Origin of the sequence: Saccharopolyspora sp. NPDC049426 (genome assembly GCF_040676935.1) — a bacterium.
Lineage (GTDB): Bacteria > Actinomycetota > Actinomycetes > Mycobacteriales > Pseudonocardiaceae > Saccharopolyspora.
Map to the genome: position 1 here is coordinate 386,949 of NZ_JBFAPZ010000007.1, position 18,928 is coordinate 405,876.

Annotated in this window: 16 protein-coding genes; 9 read left to right on the forward strand and 7 right to left on the reverse strand. The window is 70.3% G+C overall.

What is annotated here, in order from left to right:
* Window positions 1–20: 20 nt before the first annotated feature.
* On the reverse strand, window positions 21–782 hold the full coding sequence (locus AB0J78_RS18255) for a 3-hydroxybutyrate dehydrogenase (protein ID WP_363790363.1): 762 nt from the start codon (window positions 780–782) through the stop codon (window positions 21–23).
* 131 nt (window positions 783–913) lie between these two features.
* Between AB0J78_RS18255 and AB0J78_RS18260 the strand changes: the two genes are divergently transcribed.
* The 5 genes from AB0J78_RS18260 (at window position 914) to AB0J78_RS18280 (ending at window position 6,934) form a co-directional block, all read left to right on the forward strand.
* Window positions 914–1,228: a hypothetical protein gene (locus tag AB0J78_RS18260; RefSeq protein WP_363790473.1), complete on the forward strand. Its 315-nt coding sequence runs from the start codon at window positions 914–916 to the stop codon at window positions 1,226–1,228.
* Between the two features lie 265 nt (window positions 1,229–1,493).
* Window positions 1,494–2,489 (forward strand): hypothetical protein, encoded by a 996-nt coding sequence (locus tag AB0J78_RS18265; RefSeq protein WP_363790365.1) that lies wholly within the window; start codon window positions 1,494–1,496, stop codon window positions 2,487–2,489.
* A 109-nt stretch (window positions 2,490–2,598) separates the two neighbouring features.
* A complete protein-coding gene (locus tag AB0J78_RS18270) occupies window positions 2,599–3,330 on the forward strand; it encodes a hypothetical protein (RefSeq protein WP_363790367.1) in 732 nt (243 codons plus the stop codon).
* Window positions 3,331–3,755: 425 nt separating this feature from the next.
* The gene (locus AB0J78_RS18275) at window positions 3,756–5,156 is read left to right on the forward strand and encodes a serine/threonine-protein kinase (protein ID WP_363790369.1); all 1,401 of its coding nucleotides are present in this window, start codon (window positions 3,756–3,758) and stop codon (window positions 5,154–5,156) included.
* A gap of 245 nt (window positions 5,157–5,401) precedes the next feature.
* Entirely contained in the window at window positions 5,402–6,934 is a 1,533-nt protein-coding gene (locus tag AB0J78_RS18280) for a serine/threonine-protein kinase (RefSeq protein WP_363790371.1), read from the forward strand.
* Here the strand turns inward: AB0J78_RS18280 and AB0J78_RS18285 are convergent, their stop codons facing one another.
* Window positions 6,935–7,834 carry a LysR family transcriptional regulator gene (locus tag AB0J78_RS18285; protein WP_363790373.1) on the reverse strand — a complete coding sequence of 300 codons (900 nt, stop codon included), beginning with the start codon at window positions 7,832–7,834 and terminating at the stop codon, window positions 6,935–6,937.
* 111 nt (window positions 7,835–7,945) lie between these two features.
* Here AB0J78_RS18285 and AB0J78_RS18290 point away from each other — a divergent pair, with 111 nt between their 5' ends.
* Window positions 7,946–8,902, forward strand: a complete 957-nt coding sequence (locus AB0J78_RS18290) for a DMT family transporter (protein ID WP_363790375.1) — start codon at window positions 7,946–7,948, stop codon at window positions 8,900–8,902.
* Window positions 8,903–8,991: 89 nt separating this feature from the next.
* Here the strand turns inward: AB0J78_RS18290 and AB0J78_RS18295 are convergent, their stop codons facing one another.
* A complete protein-coding gene (locus AB0J78_RS18295) occupies window positions 8,992–9,678 on the reverse strand; it encodes a response regulator transcription factor (RefSeq protein WP_363790377.1) in 687 nt (228 codons plus the stop codon).
* A gap of 40 nt (window positions 9,679–9,718) precedes the next feature.
* Entirely contained in the window at window positions 9,719–11,056 is a 1,338-nt protein-coding gene (locus tag AB0J78_RS18300; protein ID WP_363790379.1) for a PspC domain-containing protein, read from the reverse strand.
* 107 nt (window positions 11,057–11,163) lie between these two features.
* On the opposite strand from AB0J78_RS18300, the gene AB0J78_RS18305 reads away from it, so the two are divergent.
* The 3 genes from AB0J78_RS18305 (at window position 11,164) to AB0J78_RS18315 (ending at window position 13,658) form a co-directional block, all read left to right on the forward strand.
* Window positions 11,164–12,366: a PspC domain-containing protein gene (locus tag AB0J78_RS18305; RefSeq protein ID WP_363790381.1), complete on the forward strand. Its 1,203-nt coding sequence runs from the start codon at window positions 11,164–11,166 to the stop codon at window positions 12,364–12,366.
* Window positions 12,359–12,547 (forward strand): hypothetical protein, encoded by a 189-nt coding sequence (locus tag AB0J78_RS18310; RefSeq protein ID WP_363790384.1) that lies wholly within the window; start codon window positions 12,359–12,361, stop codon window positions 12,545–12,547. The genes AB0J78_RS18305 and AB0J78_RS18310 overlap by 8 nt, the downstream gene beginning before the upstream one ends.
* Window positions 12,548–12,743: 196 nt before the next feature.
* On the forward strand, window positions 12,744–13,658 hold the full coding sequence (locus AB0J78_RS18315; RefSeq protein WP_363790386.1) for a glycoside hydrolase family 16 protein: 915 nt from the start codon (window positions 12,744–12,746) through the stop codon (window positions 13,656–13,658).
* Between the two features lie 263 nt (window positions 13,659–13,921).
* On the opposite strand, the gene guaA is transcribed toward AB0J78_RS18315, so the two are convergent.
* The 3 genes from guaA to AB0J78_RS18330 form a co-directional block, all read right to left on the reverse strand.
* Window positions 13,922–15,508, reverse strand: a complete 1,587-nt coding sequence (guaA, locus tag AB0J78_RS18320; protein WP_363790388.1) for a glutamine-hydrolyzing GMP synthase — start codon at window positions 15,506–15,508, stop codon at window positions 13,922–13,924.
* Between the two features lie 255 nt (window positions 15,509–15,763).
* On the reverse strand, window positions 15,764–17,464 hold the full coding sequence (locus tag AB0J78_RS18325) for a GMC family oxidoreductase (protein ID WP_363790390.1): 1,701 nt from the start codon (window positions 17,462–17,464) through the stop codon (window positions 15,764–15,766).
* 82 nt (window positions 17,465–17,546) lie between these two features.
* Window positions 17,547–18,677 carry a GuaB3 family IMP dehydrogenase-related protein gene (locus AB0J78_RS18330; protein ID WP_363790392.1) on the reverse strand — a complete coding sequence of 377 codons (1,131 nt, stop codon included), beginning with the start codon at window positions 18,675–18,677 and terminating at the stop codon, window positions 17,547–17,549.
* Between the last annotated feature and the right edge of the window lie 251 nt (window positions 18,678–18,928).

An 18,928-nucleotide genomic window follows, 5' to 3' on the forward strand; every position in this document is an offset into this window, starting at 1 on the left:
TCACCTCGGGACTTGCCTGATCAGTTCGCCGCCCAGCCTCCGTCCATGGACAGCGACGCTCCGGTGATCGACGTGGTGCCCGGCCCGCACAGCCAGGCAGCGAACTCGGCGACCTCGTCGGGTTCGACCAGCCGCTTCACCGGGGTCCGGGCCAGCAGCACGTCCTCGGTGACCTGCGCCTCGGGCACCCGGTGCAGTCGGGCCTGCTCGGCGACCTGGCGCTCCAGCAGCGGCGTGCGCACGAATCCCGGGCACAGGCAGTTGGAGGTGACGCCGTGCGGCGCCCCCTCCAGCGCGATCGTCTTGGACAGGCCCTCGACCGCGTGCTTGGCGGTGACGTAGGCGCTCTTGAAGGGCGAGGCGCGCAGCCCGTGCACCGACGAGATGTTGATGACCCGGCCCCAGCCGCGCTGGTACATGCCCGGCAGCGCGGACCGCACGATGCGGAACGGCGACTCGACCATCACGCGCAGGATCGCGGCGAAGACCTCCGGCGGGAACTCCTGCAGCGGCGCGACGTGCTGGAACCCGGCGTTGTTCACTACGACGTCGGCGCCCTCGCCGAGGTCGTCGGCGGCGTCGGGCTCGCCGAGATCGACCACCCGGGCCGTCGCGCCCAGCTCGTCGGCGAGCGCGGTGACGGCATCGGCGGCCTTGTCGGCGGCGATCACCTCGGCTCCCGCCGCGACGAATCGCCTGGTCAGAGCGGCTCCGATGCCGCTCGCAGCCCCGGTGACCAGGACCCTCTTGCCGTCCAGATCGAGACCCGTTCGCTCGCTCATAGCGACAGAACCTAGGCGTGACGACGGTCTCGAACCAGACTTGATCCACAACCTTTTCGAACCGATCGGCAAATCAGGGGGATCCCCCATATCGGACAGGGCTCGTCAAGGAGCAGACTGGTGCCATGGGCATGGTTATCGGTCTGGTCGCACTCCTGGTGACGCTCGCCGCGGTGATCGCGGCAGCGGGGCACGCCGGCTATCTGGCGATGCTGACCTCTGCTGCGAAGAAGCGTCCGGGCGGGCAGCCGGCTGCTGACTTCGCCAAGAAGCGCTACCCGATCGCCGGCGTCGGCCTCGGCGTGACGCTGCTGGCGCTGCTGATCAGCAATGGCGAGTCGGTCAGCGCGGACGTCTTCGCGACCCTGCTCGGTCTCGGCGGTGGTGTCGGTTCGCTCAAGGCGCTCCAGAGCACGCAGTCCCGCTTCCGCAAGGGCGATTTCTGACAACTCGCTTCGCTCGGCGGTGCGGGTAGCGGAAACCTGGCCCGCCGTCCGGCTCCGGGAGCCGGTCCTTCTGCACGCTCGAACGGATTCGTGCGGCTCGGGGACGCCTCCGCATCCTCGGTCCGTCTTTCGGCGACGTTCGTTCGAGTGGTCGCGCGGTGATATCACCCTTTCGGTGCATCAAGAGCGCCGTTCGGAGTACCGATCACACCGACGCGAAGCTCGCCGTGAACCACTTGCGGGTTGCAGAAAGTCGAGACCTCCGATGCACAGCGGCAGAACCATCGGCTGGAGCGGCCGACTCGATTGGCCGCCGCCGGCACCGACACCCACACCGTCCGCGGCGCAGTACCCCGCCCCGGGCCGGCACCGCAGGACCGCCACCGGCGCTGCGTGGGCGCAGATCCCACCGCAGCGGACCGGGCCCGAGGAGTCCTCGTCCTGCGTGGTGATCGATCCGCTGACCGACACCGCACCCGTGGGCGGGCTGCACAAGTTCGACCTCGGCATGGTGCCCGCCTCGGTCACCCCGCCTCCGAGCTGGCGCCGCGCGGCGTGGTTCGCAATCGCCTCATCGGTGGCCGCGCTGGGTGGCCTGGTGTTCGCCACGACGCTGGTGGCCCACCACACGCCCCGCATCGAGGGCCTGGAGCTGCCGAGCATGCCGCGCGGCGGCGCGTACCCGCCGCTGCCCCGCGATCCCTACTTCCTGACCGGTGACCCGACGCGGCCGTCGGTCGCGAGCAGCACCGCCACACCGCCTCGCAGTCCGAACCAGCTGGTCGCGGGGGTGCTGCCGACCGGAACGCCCGAGCAGGCCGAGCCCGGCGAGCACGCCGGTGACGAGCCCGGCGACGACGAGGAGCCCGGCACGCCCGGCGGTGGATCGCCCGGCGACGGGACACCTCCCGGCACGAGCAGGCCGCCCACCACCGAGGCCCCGCAGCTGCTGCAGCTGACCGACACCGAGGGGATGCAGCGCACCAGCGAGCAGTACTACGACGCGATCTCCAGCGGGGACCTGCCCGGCGCGTACGCGATGACCACCGGCGCGCTGCGCGCCGAGGGCTACGAGTCCTTCGCGGCCCGCTACTCCTACGCGACGCGAATCGAGGTCCTGCAGGTCTACGTGACGCCGACGAGCACCGCGCACGCGCTGCGGCTGACCTTGCCGGACGGCTCGGAGCGCGAGGAGCGCCGCGTGCTGCGCTACGAGATGGCCGAGAGCCCGATGGTCTCGTCGGACGAGCGGATCTCCTGACCACGGACCGTGATTCACTGGTCCGTTCGTGATCTTCGGGGCCATCCCTTCCGGTGATCTATCTGAAAAACCTTCCCATTCGAGCGGGAGGCGAGTACCTCTTCACGCCGTGGAGCACGCCAGAGAGCGCACGACCTTCGACGACACCGTCACGGTCGCCGAGCTGATCCGGCGCGGCCCGCAGACCCCCGAGCAGGTCGGCCTTGCCGACGAGCTCGCCGGCTCCGACGCCGCGCCCACCCGCAGTCCGCAGGGCGGACTGGTCGTCCTCATCGCGCTCGGCGTGCTGCTGCTGTTCTCCGCCGCCGGGGCCGCCGCGCTGATCATGGCCAAGCCCGCGCAGGCCCCGCGTCCCACCCACTCCGCCGCCGCGATCAGCGGAGTCCCCGCGCTGCGCCCCGACCTGGTGCTCGAAGCCACCTGGCCCTTCGAGGGCAACGGCGGCTTCGCCGCGGCCGGGGAGAGCGGCGGCAACGCCTCCGCCGCCGAACCGGACGACGCCCACCTGGCCAACCCCGCGGCGGGCAGCGCGAGCACCACCCTGGGCGTCGTCAAGGACTTCTACGGTCGCGCGCAGGACTCCCCGGACCGGATCGGTGAGCTGCTCGCACCCGAGCTCGGGCAGGCGACCGAGCTCACCCGGGCCTGGAGCGCGGTCGACGCGGTGCGACTCATCGAACTGCGGATGGAGCCGGACGGTTCGGTGCACGCCCAGGTGGAGGCGGTCTACCCGGGCGGCCGCGGGGTGCTGCTGGACCAGCACCTGCACGTCTCGCCGGGCCCGCTGCCGCGCATCGTCTCCGCCGAGTTGCGCAGCGCACGGCAGCTCCAGCCGGGCTGAGGTGCACAACAATGCGGCAACGACCCTCACCCATGCCGACCGGCTCCCATCGGGAACGCCACCGCCGGTACCGTGACGTGAGCCGGTAGGTGCTGAGGGTCACGAACCCGGAGCGCCCGACGGCCCGGAACCCGATCACCAGCGAAAACGCCTGTGAGAAGGGCCCGGATCACCGTGGCCTCCGGCGCGGTCGGCGTAACCTCGAAACCGGTCCTACCGATCTTTTCGACTTCGGACCTACGCCCACACGGCGTCGGCTAGGCTGCCGTATCGCGGTTCGGTAGCAACCCGAGTCGTGCTTTGAACGTGTACTTGTGGGGGGCCAAAGCCGGTCCGCCTAATCCGCCGGTGTTCGGTGGGGCAACGTCCGGGATCCCCGGGGGGCGGCCGCCGCTGGGCATCGATAGCAGTACGGGGAGACGTCGGTGAGCGACGAAGGTCGCCTGGTCGCCGGACGCTACCGGGTGCAGCGACGCATCGGCAGTGGCGCGATGGGCGTGGTGTGGGAGTGTGTTGACGAGCGCCTGCACCGCACCGTTGCGGTTAAGCAGTTGCTGTTGCAGCCCGGTCTTGATCCGGGAGAAGCCGAGGAAGCGCGGCAACGGGCAATGCGAGAGGGCCGGATCGCGGCCCGGCTCCAGCACTCGAACGCGATCTCGGTGTACGACGTGGCCGAGGACGAGGGACAACCGGTCCTCGTCATGGAGTACCTGCCGTCGACGAGCCTCGCGGCGATGATGTCCGATCACGGCCCGCTGCCGCCGCGCGAGGTCGCGCGGATCGGTGCGGAGGTCGCATCGGCTCTCGGTGCCGCGCACGCGGCCGGTGTGGTGCACCGCGACATCAAGCCGGGCAACATCCTGCTCGGCGACAACGGCCAGGTGAAGATCACCGACTTCGGCATCTCGCGGGCCCAGGGCGACGTGCAGGTCACCAAGACCGGCATGCTCGCCGGGACGCCCGCCTACCTGTCGCCGGACGTGGCGATGGGCCAGGAGCCGACCCCGGCCTCGGACGTGTTCTCCCTCGGAGCCACGCTCTACGCCGCCATCGAGGGCCACCCGCCGTTCGGTCTCAACGAGAACACGCTGGCGCTGCTGCACGCGGTGGCCGCGGGCAAGATCGAGCCGCCGCAGCAGGCCGGTCCGATGGCCCAGCCGCTGATGGCGATGATGGCCGCCCGCGTGCAGGACCGGCCGGACATGGCGCAGTCCCGCGAGATGCTGCAGGCCGTGGCCGACGGCGGTTCGGTGAACTCCATCCCCACGATGGCCGCGCCGATCCCGCCCGCGCTGGTGCCGGAGGCCCCGGACAACGCGACGAGCGTGATGGGCTCGGGCGCCGCAGCGGGCACCACGGTCGCCTACTACGAGGACGACCCGTACTCCGAGCGGCCGTACGAGGACGCCACGTCCTACATGGGCGCCGACACGCGTGCCGACTCGGCCGCCTACGAGGAACCCCGGCGCAGCAAGCGCCCGGTGATCATCTCGGCGATCGCGCTGGTCGCGGTCGCGGTGATCGCGGTGCTGGTCACCTCGGCGCTGCGCGGCCCGGAACCGGCGCCGCAGCCGCCCGCCAACCAGCCGACGGAGGCCCCGCAGGTCCCCGTCCCGCCGCCGGAGACCACCAGCGAGCAGGAGACGACCACCAAGCAGACCCGCACCTCCACGCGGGAGACGCAGAGCTCGTCCGAGGAGGCCCCCACCTCCGCCGAGGAGCCGACGTCCACCGGCAGCGAGCCGACGTCGACCGGCAGCGAACCGACCTCGCAGCGGCCGACCCGGACCAGCACCAGCCCGAGCGGCAGCGTCACCACGCAGTGAGGTAGACCCGATCAAGGTCAACGTCCCGCGGCCGGAGTGCTCATCGACAGGTGAGCGCCCCGGCCGCAGGCGCATTTCGGCCCCGGGGTGCCGCCTGGAAGGCGTGGCCCAGTAACGTGGTCGCGGGCGTGACACCGTCGGGTGAAGCCGGCAGCGGGGAGTCGTTCCGTCCTCAGTGCAAACGAAAATCAGGCAGTCCTTAGACAGGCGAGCCCCGTCGGGCGAGCCAGTACCAGGAGACACCGGTGAGCGCCGAAGGTCGTTTGATCGCGGGCCGGTACCGCTTGCAGCAAAAGATCGGTAGCGGCGCCATGGGCGTGGTGTGGAAGGCCGTGGACGAGCGCCTCCACCGCACGATCGCCGTCAAGCAACTGCTGCTGCAGCCCGGTTACACCCCCGAAGAAACCGAGGAAGCACGTCAGCGGTCGATGCGCGAGGGTCGCATCGCCGCCCGCCTCCAGCACCAGAACGCCATCGTGGTGTTCGACGTGGCCGAGGACGAGGGCCAGCCGGTGCTGGTCATGGAGTACCTGCCCTCGACGAGCCTGGCCGCGGTCATCGACGAGCAGGGCGTGCAGCCGCCGATGCGGGTGGCCCGCATCGCCGTCCAGGTGGCCGGGGCGCTCGCCGCCGCGCACATGGCCGGCATCGTCCACCGCGACCTCAAGCCGGGCAACATCCTGCTCGGCGAGAACGACCTCGCCAAGATCACCGACTTCGGCATCTCGCGCGCCATCGGCGACGTCGCGGTCACCAAGAGCGGCATCCTCGCCGGCACTCCCGCCTACCTGGCGCCGGAGGTCGCGCTGGGCCGCGACCCGGCACCCGCTTCGGACGTGTTCTCGCTGGGTTCGACGCTGTACGCGGCGATCGAGGGCGGTCCGCCGTTCGGCACCGACGAGAACGCGATCAGCCTGCTGCACCGGGTCGCGCGCGGCCAGTTCGAGCCGCCGCGCCAGGCCGGGCCGATGACCCCGGTGCTGATGCAGATGCTGTGCCCGGACCCGGTCGACCGGCCGACGATGGCGCACACCCGCGACCTGCTGCAGGCCGTCCTCGACGGTCGTCCGGTGCCCAACGCGGCCCCGGGCGCCGGTGCGGGCTGGCAGCGCCAGCAGCAGGCTCCCGCGCCGACCGCGCCGCACGGCGGAGCGATGATGGCGCACCAGGGCATGGGCGGCGGCGCGAACCCGCCCACCCGCGTGGGTGCCGCCGGTCCGGTGGCCGCCGCCGCTCCGCCGCGTCGCGGTGGCAAGCAGGTCGCGCTGTGGATCGTGGCGATCGTGGTGGCGATCCTGGTGGGCGTGCTCGCCGCGAACGCCTTCGGCTCCGGCTCGCGGAACCAGGGCGCTCCGTCGTCCGCCCCCGTGCCACCGCCGGCCGCTCCGCCCGCGCCGACGAGCTCGGCCACGCCGACGTCCACGAAGTCGACGGCACCGACGAGCAGTCACGCCCCGACGAGCACCAATAAGCAGGTGACCAAGGAAGAGCTGGTCTCCACGGTCAAGAGGTACTACAAGCTGGTGCCCGAGAACCTCGACGAGTCCTGGAAGCTGCTCGGCCCCAGCCTGCAGTCGCAGGGCAAGGACCGCTACGAGGCGTTCTGGAAGCAGATCGACGACGTCAAGATCATCGGTGAGCCGGTGCAGTCCGGCGCCAACGTCGTGGTCACCCTGCAGTTCACCAAGGACGGCAAGAGAAGCACCGAGATGCACGTCCTCGGCATGGTCGCCAACACCGACGGAGACGCTCTCATCAACACCGACAACCGGAGCTGATCAGGCCGCGACCGCGATCTCGGTCAGGCAGTCGATCAGGGATCTCGCCGCAGGCAGGTCGGCGACGGCCTCCCGGACGGCGACGTGGAGGCCGCGGACCGGCTCCGGGTTGGTGACCGCGCGGATCTCCACGTCCGGGTGCACCACGTCCAGGCCCAGCTGCGGCACCAGGGCGACGCCCAGACCCGCCGCGACGAAACCCTGCGCGGAGTAGGTGCTGTCGGTCTCCAGCGCGACGCGCGGGGTGAAACCGGCGCTGGCGTAGGCGTCCCGCAGCAGCCGCGAGCAGATCCCGCCGCTGGTCACCGCGCTGTTGATCCAGGAGTCGTCGGCCAGCCTCGCCATGTCGACGCTGTCCTGCTCGACCTGCGGGTGGGAGCGGGGCAGCACCACTCGGTACGGGTCGTCGGCCAGGTGCACCAACCGCACGCCGTGCCGCTGCGGCACCGAGTCGTCGAGCACGATGACCGCCAGGTCCGCCTCGCCGGCGACGACGTCCTCGAGCAGGCCCTCCTCCTGCAGCTGCAGGTCCAGCTGCACCTCGGGATGCTCGGCGCGGAACTTGGCGACCGCCTGCGGGATCAGGCCGACCGCCGCGGTGGTGAAGAACCGCACGCGCAGCAGCCCGGTCCGGCCCGCGCGGATGTCGGCGAGCTCGACCTCGGTCTCGTTGAGCACCTCGGAGATCTGCCCCGCCCGCTCGGCCAGCAGCGTGCCCGCCGGGGTGGGGCGCAGGCCACGACCGACCTTCTCCAGCAGCGGGGTCCCGGCCTCCTTCTCCAGCGTGGACAGCTGCTGGCTGATGGCCGAGGGGGTGAACCCGAGGTTGGACGCGGCGGCGCTCACCGAACCGCTGGTGACCACCGCGCGCAGGACCTGCATCCGCCTGACGTCGAGCATGAGGCCGATGCTACAGGATTGCTTAAAGGTTCGTTGAGATTAATTCGCTTGTTCTTACGCCTCGGCTTTTGCAAGCTGGTCCTGACAACGCGACGGCACTGGGGAGCGGCGATGAACAACCCGACCAGCTATCTGCGACTGGGCGCGCTCGCGCTCTTCTGGGGAGCGAGCTTCCTGCTGATCAAGCTCGGGCTCGAAGCCATGTCGCCGACCCAGATCGCGCTGGGCCGCATCGTCCTGGGCGCGCTGACCCTGCTGGCGATCTGCGCGGTGCGCGGCCTGCGCATCCCGGGTGACCGGAACCTGTGGCGGCACATCGCCGTCGCCGCCGTCTTCGCCAACGCGCTGCCGTGGGTGCTGCTGGCCATCGGCGAGCAGAGCGTCGAGTCCGGGCTGGCCGGCGTCCTCAACGCGACGACGCCACTGTGGACGGTGCTCTTCGGGCTGCTGGCCGGACGTGAGGCGCTGCCACCGCGTCGCGCCGCGGGGCTGCTGATCGGATTCCTCGGCGTGCTGGTCATCTTCGCTCCCTGGCAGGGCGGCGCGATGCTCGGCTGGGGCGTGCTCGCGTGCGTCGCCGCGTCGGCGAGCTACGGCATCGGCTTCGTCTACACAGGACGGTTCATCGCCGGGCGGGGCACACCACCGCTGGTCCTGGCGAGCATGCAGCTCACCGCCGCGATCGGGTTCTCGCTGCTCGCGCTGCCGATCGACGGGCTGCGGATGGTGCACTGGGATCCGGTGGCGCTGCTGGCGGTCCTCGCCCTCGGCGTCGTCGGCACCGGCATCGGCTTCGCGCTGAACTACCGGCTGATCGGCGACGAAGGAGCCACCACGGCGTCCACCGTCACCTACGTCATGCCGATCTTCTCGGTGCTGCTCGGTTGGCTCCTGCTCGGCGAGCAGCTCCCGCTCCGCGTCCTGCTCGGCATGGCCGTGGTCCTGATCGGCGTCGCCCTGACCCACCGCAAGAGCTCAGGCCCGTCGATCGCAGGCCGTCTCTGGACGGCCCTCAACCGAGCCTCGCGCCTCCACGCGGACCTCGCCACCAACCACCCGATGAAGTGACCCTCCCGCCGCTCAATTCGAATTTCGCGCGAAATTCGAGTGCCGAAGTTCGCGTTCGAATTTCGCGCGAAATTCGAATCACCCAGGCCTCAGACGAGGCGTCGGTCCGAGGCCCAGCGGGAGAGCTCGTAGCGGTTGGAGAGCTGGGTCTTGCGCAAGACGCTGGAGACGTGGGTCTCCACGGTCTTGACCGAGATGAACAGCTCGGACGCGATCTCCTTGTAGGCGTAGCCGCGCGCCAGCAGGCGCAGGACCTCCCGCTCCCGCCGGGTGAGCAGGTCCAGCTCGGGGTCACCGACGGGTGCCGCGTTCGGGCCCTCGGAGAAGGCGTCGAGGACGAAACCGGCCAGGCGCGGCGAGAACACGGCGTCTCCGGCCTTCACCCGGGAGATCGCGTCCACCAGCTCGCGTCCGGAGATGGTCTTGGTGACGTAACCGCGGGCGCCGCCCCGGATGACCGCTATGACGTCCTCGGCCGCGTCGGAGACCGACAGGGCCAGGAAGACGATCTCGCTCTTGTCGTCACCGGACTGGGCGCGGACCTGCCGGAGGACTTCGGCACCGCCGCCGTCGGGCATGTGGACGTCGAGCAGCACCACCTCGGGCCGGTAGTGGCCGATCCCGGCCACCGCCTCGGCGACCGAGCCCGCTTCGCCGACCACCTCGACGGCGTCGGCGGCGGCGAGCTCGGCGCGCACCCCGGCGCGGAACAGCGCGTGGTCGTCGACGAGGAACACCCGGACCGGGCCGGACTCCTCGGTGGCTTCACCGGTCACAACATCCTCCGCAACGTCGTTTCCCCTGGCAGGCTACGCTTCACGCCGCCGACCTGGGCATTTCCATGGCCACCTCGGTGCCCTGACCGGGCGAGGTGCGCACCTTGACCTTGCCGCCGTGCCGCTGCATGCGGCCGCGGATCGAATCGGACAGCCCGTGCCGGTCGTCGGGAACGGCGTCCGGGTCGAACCCGGCGCCGCGGTCGCGCACGAACACCGACACCAGTTCCGGCTCGACCTCCGCGTAGGCGCTGACCTCGCTGACCCCGGCGTGCTTGGCGGCGTTGACCAGCGCCTCCCGGGCCGCGTTGAGCTGGGCGCTGAGCCGGTCGTCGACCTCGCAGTCCCCGACGACGACCTGCTGCACGGTGATAGCGAAGTGGTCCTCCACCTCACCGCAGATCCGCGCCACCTCGGCGGCGAAGGTCCCCTTGCTCGCCACCTCGGTCTCGGTTCCGTAGCCGTCCGGGCCGTAGAGCCAGCCCCGCAGCTCGCGCTCCTGCCCCCTGGCCAGCCTGCGGACCTCGCGCTCTGAATCGGCCTGCTTCTGGATCAGCGCCAGCGTCTGCAGCACCGAATCGTGCAGGTGCGCGGCGATCTCGGCGCGCTCCTGGGAGCGGATGCGGCTGGCCCGCTCCACGTTGAGGTCGCGCACCAGGCGCACCCACCAGGGCACGGTGAGCACGGCGACCCCGACCAGCGTGGCGCCGGAGGCGAGCAGCCCCGTCGGCAGCGCGTCCAGCGAGGTCGTGCTGCCCACCAGCAGCGCCATGCCGAGCACCACGAGCACCGCACCGGACAGGACGCGGATCCAGGCGCTGCGCGCACCCGATCCCAGCAGGGCGCCCGCGACCCCGGAACGGGCTCCCTGCCGCCAGCGGCGGCGTTGCGAGTCGTCGGCCTCCCGCCACACGACGGCCGCGCCCACCAGGGCGACGACCAGCGGCACGGTCAGCCAGGCCGGCATCGACAGCACCGCGCCGAAGGCGACCAGCGCACCGACGCCGAGCAGGACGATCCCGAAGCCCTGCTGCCACTCCTGCCTCGTCGCCGGGCGCGAGCCGCCGCCCTGCGGCACGAACACCCACAGCAGGGCGTAGGCGAGGATTCCGGCACCGCCCAGGGCCGAGAGGATCGCGAAGGTCATCCGCACCCACAGCACCCGGACGCCCAGGTGCTCGGCCACGCCCGCGCACACCCCGGCCAGCAGCCGCCCGTCGCGGGTCCGCCGCAACTGCGGCTGAGCGGGGTGCGCCTCGTCGCCGGGCCTCACGACGTTCAGCCGGTCGGTCCGCAGCGGGTTCACCTTGTGCTGAGCGCGCGGAGTCTTCTCGTCGGGGGCCATCACGTCATCGATGGTCACACGGTCGGGCGCCACCAGGCATCAGGGACTGCCCTGACAAACCCGGAAACGGCCCGGTTCCGGGTCGCACTCAGGGGCGTCCCCGATACCCGCGAACCGCGCCGGATCGGATAGTGGTCGGTATGAACAGCACGCAGCAAGCCGGTGGTGTCGAGGCCACCGTGCGCGACTTCTGGGCCACCAGGCCCGTCCGGCCGACCGCCGGGAGCAAGGCGGCCGGTGTGTCGGCGGCGATCGCGCGGCGCTACGGCGTCGACCCGATCCTCGTGCGCGTCTCCTTCGTGGTGCTCACCTTCTACGGCGGCGCCGGGATCGTCATGTACATGCTGGGCTGGCTGCTGTTCCCGAAGGAGGCCGCGCCGCTGCCCGGTCAGACGACGCCGCGCCGCGAACCCACCCGGACCTGGATCGCGGCCGTGCTGGTGGTCCTGCTGTTCCCCGGGATGCTGTGGATGATCAACTCGATGGCGGTGCTGGGGCTGGCCGCGGGTCCGATCGCGCTGTACTTCCTGCACCGGAACCAGGGCGACCGCCAGGTCACCGGGACCGAGAACCCACCGCCGCAGGCGACGCCGACCGGCGAGAACACCTGGGTCTACCCGGGCGTGGCCCCGCAGCAGCAGACCCCGCCCGCGTGGGACCCGCTGGGGGCCGCGCCGTTCGCGTGGGACCTCCCGGAACCGCACGAGCCCGAACCACCGCAACCCGAGGACCGGCGCTTCCGCTGGTACAACCCGGCCGCGCTGCTCGTCACGTTCGTGTGCACGACGGTCATCGCCTCGATGGGCGCACCGACCTACTTCGTGCTGGCGACCGCGCTCGGGCTCCTGGGCGTGGCGATGGTGATCGGCGCGTTCCTGCACGTGGGACGCTGGCCGATCGTGATCGCCGTGCCGCTGACGATGATCGCCCTGCTCGCTTCGGTGGTGCACCAGGAGCGGATCAGCGACATGGTCGCCACGGACTTCGCCATCGGAGACGCGCGGTTCGTCCCCACCTCGGTCTCCCAGGTGTTGCCGAACTACAACCGCTCCGCCGGAACGATCGATCTCGACCTGTCCCAGTTGCAGATCAGCAGCGGCCAGGTCGTGCACACCAGCGCCAACGTGGGCGCGGGTCACGTCCAGATCCGGGTTCCCTCCACTGTGGACGTCCGGGCGGAGTGCGCTGCCGACGTGGGCGAGGTCAACTGCTTGAACCGGTACGCCAACGGCCCGGAACTGCACCAGGCGATCACCGACCAGGGCCCGGACGGACCCGGCGGCGGGGAAATCGTGCTCACCGCGACGGCGGGCACCGGAAACGTGGAGGTCATCCGTGACTGACGAGACCAAGCCCTACGACGGACCCGACCCGATCCTGCTGATCGCGGGAACCATCTCGGCGATCATCGCGGCCGCCGTCGCGCTCGACCTGGAGAGCCAGTTGCAGTGGATCCTGGCCAGCGCCGCGGTGCTCGTGGGTATCGTGCTGCTGGTCATCTCACTGCGCAAGCGCAGCGACTGAGATTCCCAGTTGCACCACGGTTTTTCGCGGACGAGGGTGAATTTCTCCGGGAATTTTTCCCGTTCCTGCTCCGAACGCCGATCTGTACTCTTCCAAAACTCGCCAACATCCTCCGGGTGCGGTGCCGGTCTGCTGATACTGCGGTCTTGATCGATCCGAACAGCGTTGCTCCCCACAATCCCCGCAAGGAGCTGCCATGACCAGGAACCGCGTGCTCGCCGGCGGTGCCGCGCTCGCCCTGTTCGCCTCGCTCCCGTCCGCCGCGGCGGCCAGCCCGAGCGAGGCGCCGAAGGACGTCAAGCCGCGCGCCGAGGTCTTCTTCGACGACTTCTCCGGAAGCGAGCTCGACCGCTCGAAGTGGCAGGTCGAGGTGACGGGCGAGAACTTCGGCACCGTCAACAACGAGCAGCAGGCGTACGTCGACTCGCCCGAGACGATCTACATCGACCACGACGGTGGCACCGGTGCGCAGAACGGCGCCTTGGCGCTGCACCCGCGATACAAGCAGGGCTTCCAGGCCCCCGACGGCGGCACCTACGACTTCGTGTCGGGCCGGGTGAAGACCGAGGACAAGTACGAGTTCACCTACGGCAGCTACTCCGCGCGCATCAAGCTGCCGGAGAACGCCACGGCGTCCGGTCTGTGGCCCGCCTTCTGGTCGCTGGGCACCAGCATCAACGAGGGCAAGCCGTGGCCCGAGTGCGGTGAGGTCGACGTGATGGAGCACGTCGGCGAGCCGTGGACGAGCTCGGCCATGCACGGTCCCGAGTACAACGGCAACACGCCGATCACCCACCAGCAGAACTTCGAGGGCAAGGACCCCGCCGACTGGCACACCTACCGGGTGGACTGGACGCCGGAGGGCTTCACCTTCTTCCTCGACGACACCCAGACCTACCAGGTCACCAAGCAGGAGTTCGACAGCAACGGCTGGACCTGGGTCTTCGACGACCCGCAGTACATGATCCTGAACTTCGCCCTCGGCGGCCAGTACCCGCAGGGCGTCAACGGCGTCACCGAGCCCTACCCGGGCCTCCCCCAGGAGAGCGTCGACAAGGTCAAGAACGGCACGGCCCGCTACCTCGTCGACTGGGTCAAGGTCGAGCAGTGAGGCAGTAGCGAGCCACTGATGCGAAGAGTGCCCTTCTGACCAGTTCAGAAGGGCACTCTCACGTCAGGCAAGCGGCGAAGCCGCTTTCTCACTCCCCCACCAAAGACACCGGCACCGCCGCGGGTTCTGACACGTCTTCTGGGGAGGACAGCCGTAGCGCCGTGTATGGACATACATCAGTCTCGGATCCCGGAGCCAGAAGGCGTGTCAGGTTCCGCCACCCGCACCGCCACGCAGCAAAACCACGGGGTACTGGGAGAAACTCACTCCCACTCGATGGTGCCCGGGGGCTTGGACGTCACGTCCAGCGTCACCCGGTTCACATCGGCGACCTCGTTGGTGATGCGGGTGGAGATCTGCTCCAGGACGTCGTAGGGCAACCGAGTCCAGTCCGCGGTCATCGCGTCCTCGCTGGACACCGGCCGCAGCACGACCGGGTGACCGTAGGTGCGGCCGTCGCCTTGCACGCCGACGGAGCGGACGTCGGCCAGCAGCACCACCGGGCACTGCCAGATGTCGCGGTCCAGGCCGGCGGCGGTGAGCTCCTCGCGGGCGATGGCGTCGGCGGCGCGCAGCGTCTCCAGCCGGCCCGGGGTGACCTCACCGATGATGCGGATGCCCAGGCCGGGGCCGGGGAACGGCTGCCGGTGCACGATCGTCTCGGGCAGGCCCAGCTCCAGGCCGACCCTGCGGACCTCGTCCTTGAACAGCGCGCGCAGCGGCTCGACCAGCGAGAACTGCAGGTCTTCGGGAAGCCCGCCGACGTTGTGGTGGCTCTTGATGTTGGCAGCACCGGTACCGCCGCCGGACTCCACGACGTCCGGGTAGAGGGTGCCCTGCACCAGGAAGTCGATGTGGTCGCCCTCGGCTCCGGCTTCGGCCTGCAGGTCGCGGGCGGCCTGCTCGAAGACGCGGATGAACTCGCGGCCGATGATCTTGCGCTTCTCCTCGGGGTCGGTGAACCCGGCGAGCGCGCCCATGAACCGATCGACGGCGTCGATGGTCACCAGCCGGACGCCGGTGGCGGCGACGAAGTCCCGCTCGACCTGCGCCCGCTCACCCGCGCGCAGCAGGCCGTGGTCGACGAACACGCAGGTCAGCTGGTCGCCGATGGCGCGCTGCACGAGCGCGGCGGCGACGGCGGAGTCCACGCCGCCGGACAGGCCGCAGATCGCGCGGCGGTCGCCGACCTGCTCGCGGATCGCGGCGACGGTGTCGTCGACGATGGACGAGGTCGTCCACTGCGGGCGGATCCCGGCGATCTCGTGCAGGAAGCGGCGCAGGACCTCCTGGCCGTGCGGGGAGTGCACGACCTCGGGGTGGTACTGCACGCCCGCCAGCCGACGCTCGACGTTCTCGTACGCGGCGACCGGGGTGTCCTTGGTGCCCGCGGTGACCTGGAAGCCTTCGGGGGCCTTGCTGACCGAGTCGCCGTGGCTCATCCACACCGGGTGGTGGCCGGGCAGGTCGTTGTGCAGCCGACCGCCGTCCCCGCTGATCTCGACGTCGGTGCGGCCGTACTCGCGGGTGCCGGTGTGCTCGACGGTGCCGCCGAGGGCGGCGGTCATCGCCTGGAATCCGTAGCAGATGCCGAACACCGGGATCCCGGCGTTGAACAGCTCGGGATCGACCTGCGGCGCACCGTCGGCGTAGACGCTGGAGGGGCCACCGGAGAGGACGATCGCCGCGGGATTGCGGGCGGCGATCTCGGACACCGGGGTGTCGTGCGGCACGACCTCGGAGTAGACCTGCGCCTCGCGCACGCGCCGAGCGATCAGCTGGGCGTACTGGGCGCCGTAGTCGACAACGAGAACAGGCCCGTTGGCGCTGTTGCTTGCGGAACCGGACACGTGGTCGCCGACCTCCTTGGCCATCGCAGTGCGGTCCGGTCATTGTCGCAGGTAACGAAGGCCACAACCGCATCGACCCAGGGATTGCGCCGACTCCGCCGCCGGCCGCGGCGACGACGAGGCCCCCGCAGCCACCCGCTTCACCTGCACGCGCGCCCCGGCATCGGGTCAGACGATTTCAGTGGAAACCAGGTTCCCGATTTCCACTGAAATCCGGGACCCGGTTTCCACTGAAATCCGATGACCTGGGTGACCTCAGACGATCGGGAGGCGGAGGGCCGCCGGGGCCGACGGCGGAACGGCCGGCGACTTGGGTTCGACCGGGGCGATCTTCCGGTAGCCCTGGGACTGGTCCGGCCGGGAGTCGGGCTCGCCCTTGTTCGGCCACAGGGAGAAGGCGCGCTCGGCCTGGGCGGTGATGGTCAGCGACGGGTTCACGCCCAGGTTCGCGCTGACCGCCGAGCCGTCCACGATCGACAGCGTCGGGTAGGACCACGCGCGGTGGTACGGGTCGATGACGCCGGTTTCCGGGCTGTCGCCGATCGCGCAGCCGCCGAGGAAGTGCGCGGTCAGCGGGATGTCGAACATCTCGCCCCAGGTGCCCCCCGCGATGCCGCCGATCTTGTCGGCGACCAGGTCGTTGGCGCGTTCACCGGCCGGGATGTAGCTCGGGTTCGGCGCGCCGTGCCCCTGCTCGGAGGTCAGGAACCGCTTGCCGAACATCCGCTTCACGCTGGTGGTCAGCGAGTTGTCGAGGCTCTGCATGACCAGCAGGATCACCGTGCGCTGGCTCCACTTGCGCACCGAGAGCATCCGCAGCGACAGCAGCGGGTTCTCGCGCAGGAACCGCCCCAGCTGCTTCCACCGCGATCCGTTACCGCCCTTGGTCGCGGGGATCTGCAGCAGTCCCATCGCGTTGGCGCCCTTGGTGTAGCGGACCGGCTCGATGTGGGTGTCCTCGTCGGGGTGGAACGAGGAGGTGATCGCGACACCGGTGGAGAAGTCGCGGTCCGGGTCGACCTCGCTCACCTGCGAACCGATGATCGCCTCGGAGTTGGTGCGGGTCAGCTTGCCCAGCCGCTTGGACAGCCGCGGCAGGTCGCCGTTGTCGACGCTGCCGTGCAGCAGGTTCTGGGTGCCCCAGGTACCGGCGGCGACCACGACCTGGTCGGCACTGAAGATCTTCGGCCTGCGGTTGAGCTTCGCGCCGGTGCGGGAGGTGGCGATCCGCCAGCGCCCGTCGGCGCCCTTGCCGAGCCGGTTGACCGTGGTGAGCGGGATGATCTCCGCTCCGGCCCGCTCCGCGAGGTACAGGTAGTTCTTGACCAGCGTGTTCTTCGCCCCGACCCGACACCCGGTCATGCAGGCGCCGCACTCGGTGCAGCCGGTGCGCGCCGGTCCCGCCCCGCCGAAGTAGGGGTCGCCGTCGGTGCGGCCGGGTTCGTTGAAGTACACGCCGACCGGGGTCGCGTGGAACGTGTCGGCCACGCCCATGTCCGCGGCGACCTGCTTCATCACCACGTCGTGCGGGGTTTCCGAGGGCTGCTCGACCACGCCGAGCATCTTGGTGGCCTGGTCGTAGTAGGGCGCCAGCTCCGACTCCCAGTCGGTGATGTGCGCCCACTGCGAGTCCTCGTAGAAGGGCTTGAGCGGCCGGTAGAGCGTGTTGGCGTAGTTCAGCGACCCGCCGCCGACGCCGGCCCCGGCGAGGATGAGCACGTCGCGGAGCATGTGGATCCGCTGCACGCCGAAGCAGCCCAGCTGCGGGGCCCACAGGAACTTGCGCAGGTCCCAGGAGGTCTTCGGCAGCTCCTCGTCGGAGAACCGGCGACCCGCTTCGAGCACCGCGACCCGGTAGCCCTTCTCGGTCAGGCGCAGAGCGGCAACACTGCCGCCGAAGCCCGAACCGATCACCACCACGTCGAAATCGGTACCGCCATCACCACGTTGTGCCATGCGCGACAGACTAGAGGAACCTACTGGTCAGTAGCTAGTCCCGTTCCGGGGTGTGGGAGGTGAGTTTCGGGCTGAAAACCCGTCACCCGCGCAGCATCAGGCCGACCTTCTGGAACTCCTTGAGGTCGCGGTAGCCCGTCTTGGCCATGGCCCGGCGCAGGCCGCCCATGAGGTTCAGCGTTCCGTACGGGTCGCTGCTCGGGCCGAACAGCATCTTCTCCAGGTCGGCGTCGGTCCCGGCGAAGCCGACGATCTCGCTGCGCGGCAGGTTCGGGTGCGCGGCGGCGGAGGTCCAGTAGTAGCCCTGGGCGGGCGATTCGGTGGACTCGCTGAGCGCCTCGCCCAGCATCACGGCGTCGGCGCCGCAGGCGATGGCCTTGGCGATGTCACCCGAGTAGGAGAGCCCGCCGTCGGCGATGACGTGCACGTAGCGGCCGCCGGTCTCGTCCAGGTAGTCGCGGCGGGCCGCGGCGGCGTCGGCGACCGCGGTCGCCATCGGCACGCCGATTCCCAGCACCTGCGTGGTCGTGGCCGCGCGGGACTGGCCGAAGCCGACGATCACACCGGCGGCACCGGTGCGCATCAGGTGCATCGCGGTCCGGTAGTCGCCGACGCCACCGGCCACCACCGGCACGTCCAGCTCGTTGATGAAGCGCTTGAGGTTCAGCGGCTCGCCGTCGCGGGCCACGTGCTCGGCAGAGATGATCGTGCCCTGCACGAACAGCATCTCGACGCCTGCGGCCAGCAGGTCGGGGGTCAGCTCCTCGGCGTGCTGCGGGCTGACCCGGGCGGCGACGGTGACACCGGAGTCCTTGACCTGCCTGAGGGCCTCGCTGAGGAGGTCCAGCCGGATCGGTGCGGAGTGCAGCTCCTGCAGCCGCGCGATCGGCGCTTCCAGGTCGCTGCTCTCCTCGGCGATGCGGACCACGTCGGCGAGCTTGTCCTCGACGTCGGTGTGCCGGGCCCACAGGCCCTCGGCGTTGAGCACGCCCAGGCCACCGAGCTCGCCCATGCGCACCGCCGAGGCGGGCGAGACGACGGCATCGGTCGGATGCGTGATCGCCGGGATGTCGAAGCGGTAGGCATCGATCTGCCAGGCCAGCGACACGTCCTTGGACGATCGGGTGCGCCGCGAGGGCACGATCTCGACATCGTCCAAGTCGTAGCCGCGCATCGCGGTCCGGCCCATGCCGATCTCAACCTGATCGCGCACCGTGTGTCCCTCCTAGCAGCGGATGTCCAGCGAAACATTCTCTCCGCAGGCCCAGAACTCCCGCTGGCCGGGTCCCACGATCACGCTCAGCGCACAACACAACTCACACCGTCAGGCAGCAGCGAAGCCGCCAGTAGCAACCCGGCACGGCCCACGTCAGGCAAGCGGCAACGCCGCTTCCTCAGCACCCCACCCGAGCAACCGGCACCGCCGTCAGGTTCTGAGCGGCTCTCTGGCGAGGACGGCCCCTC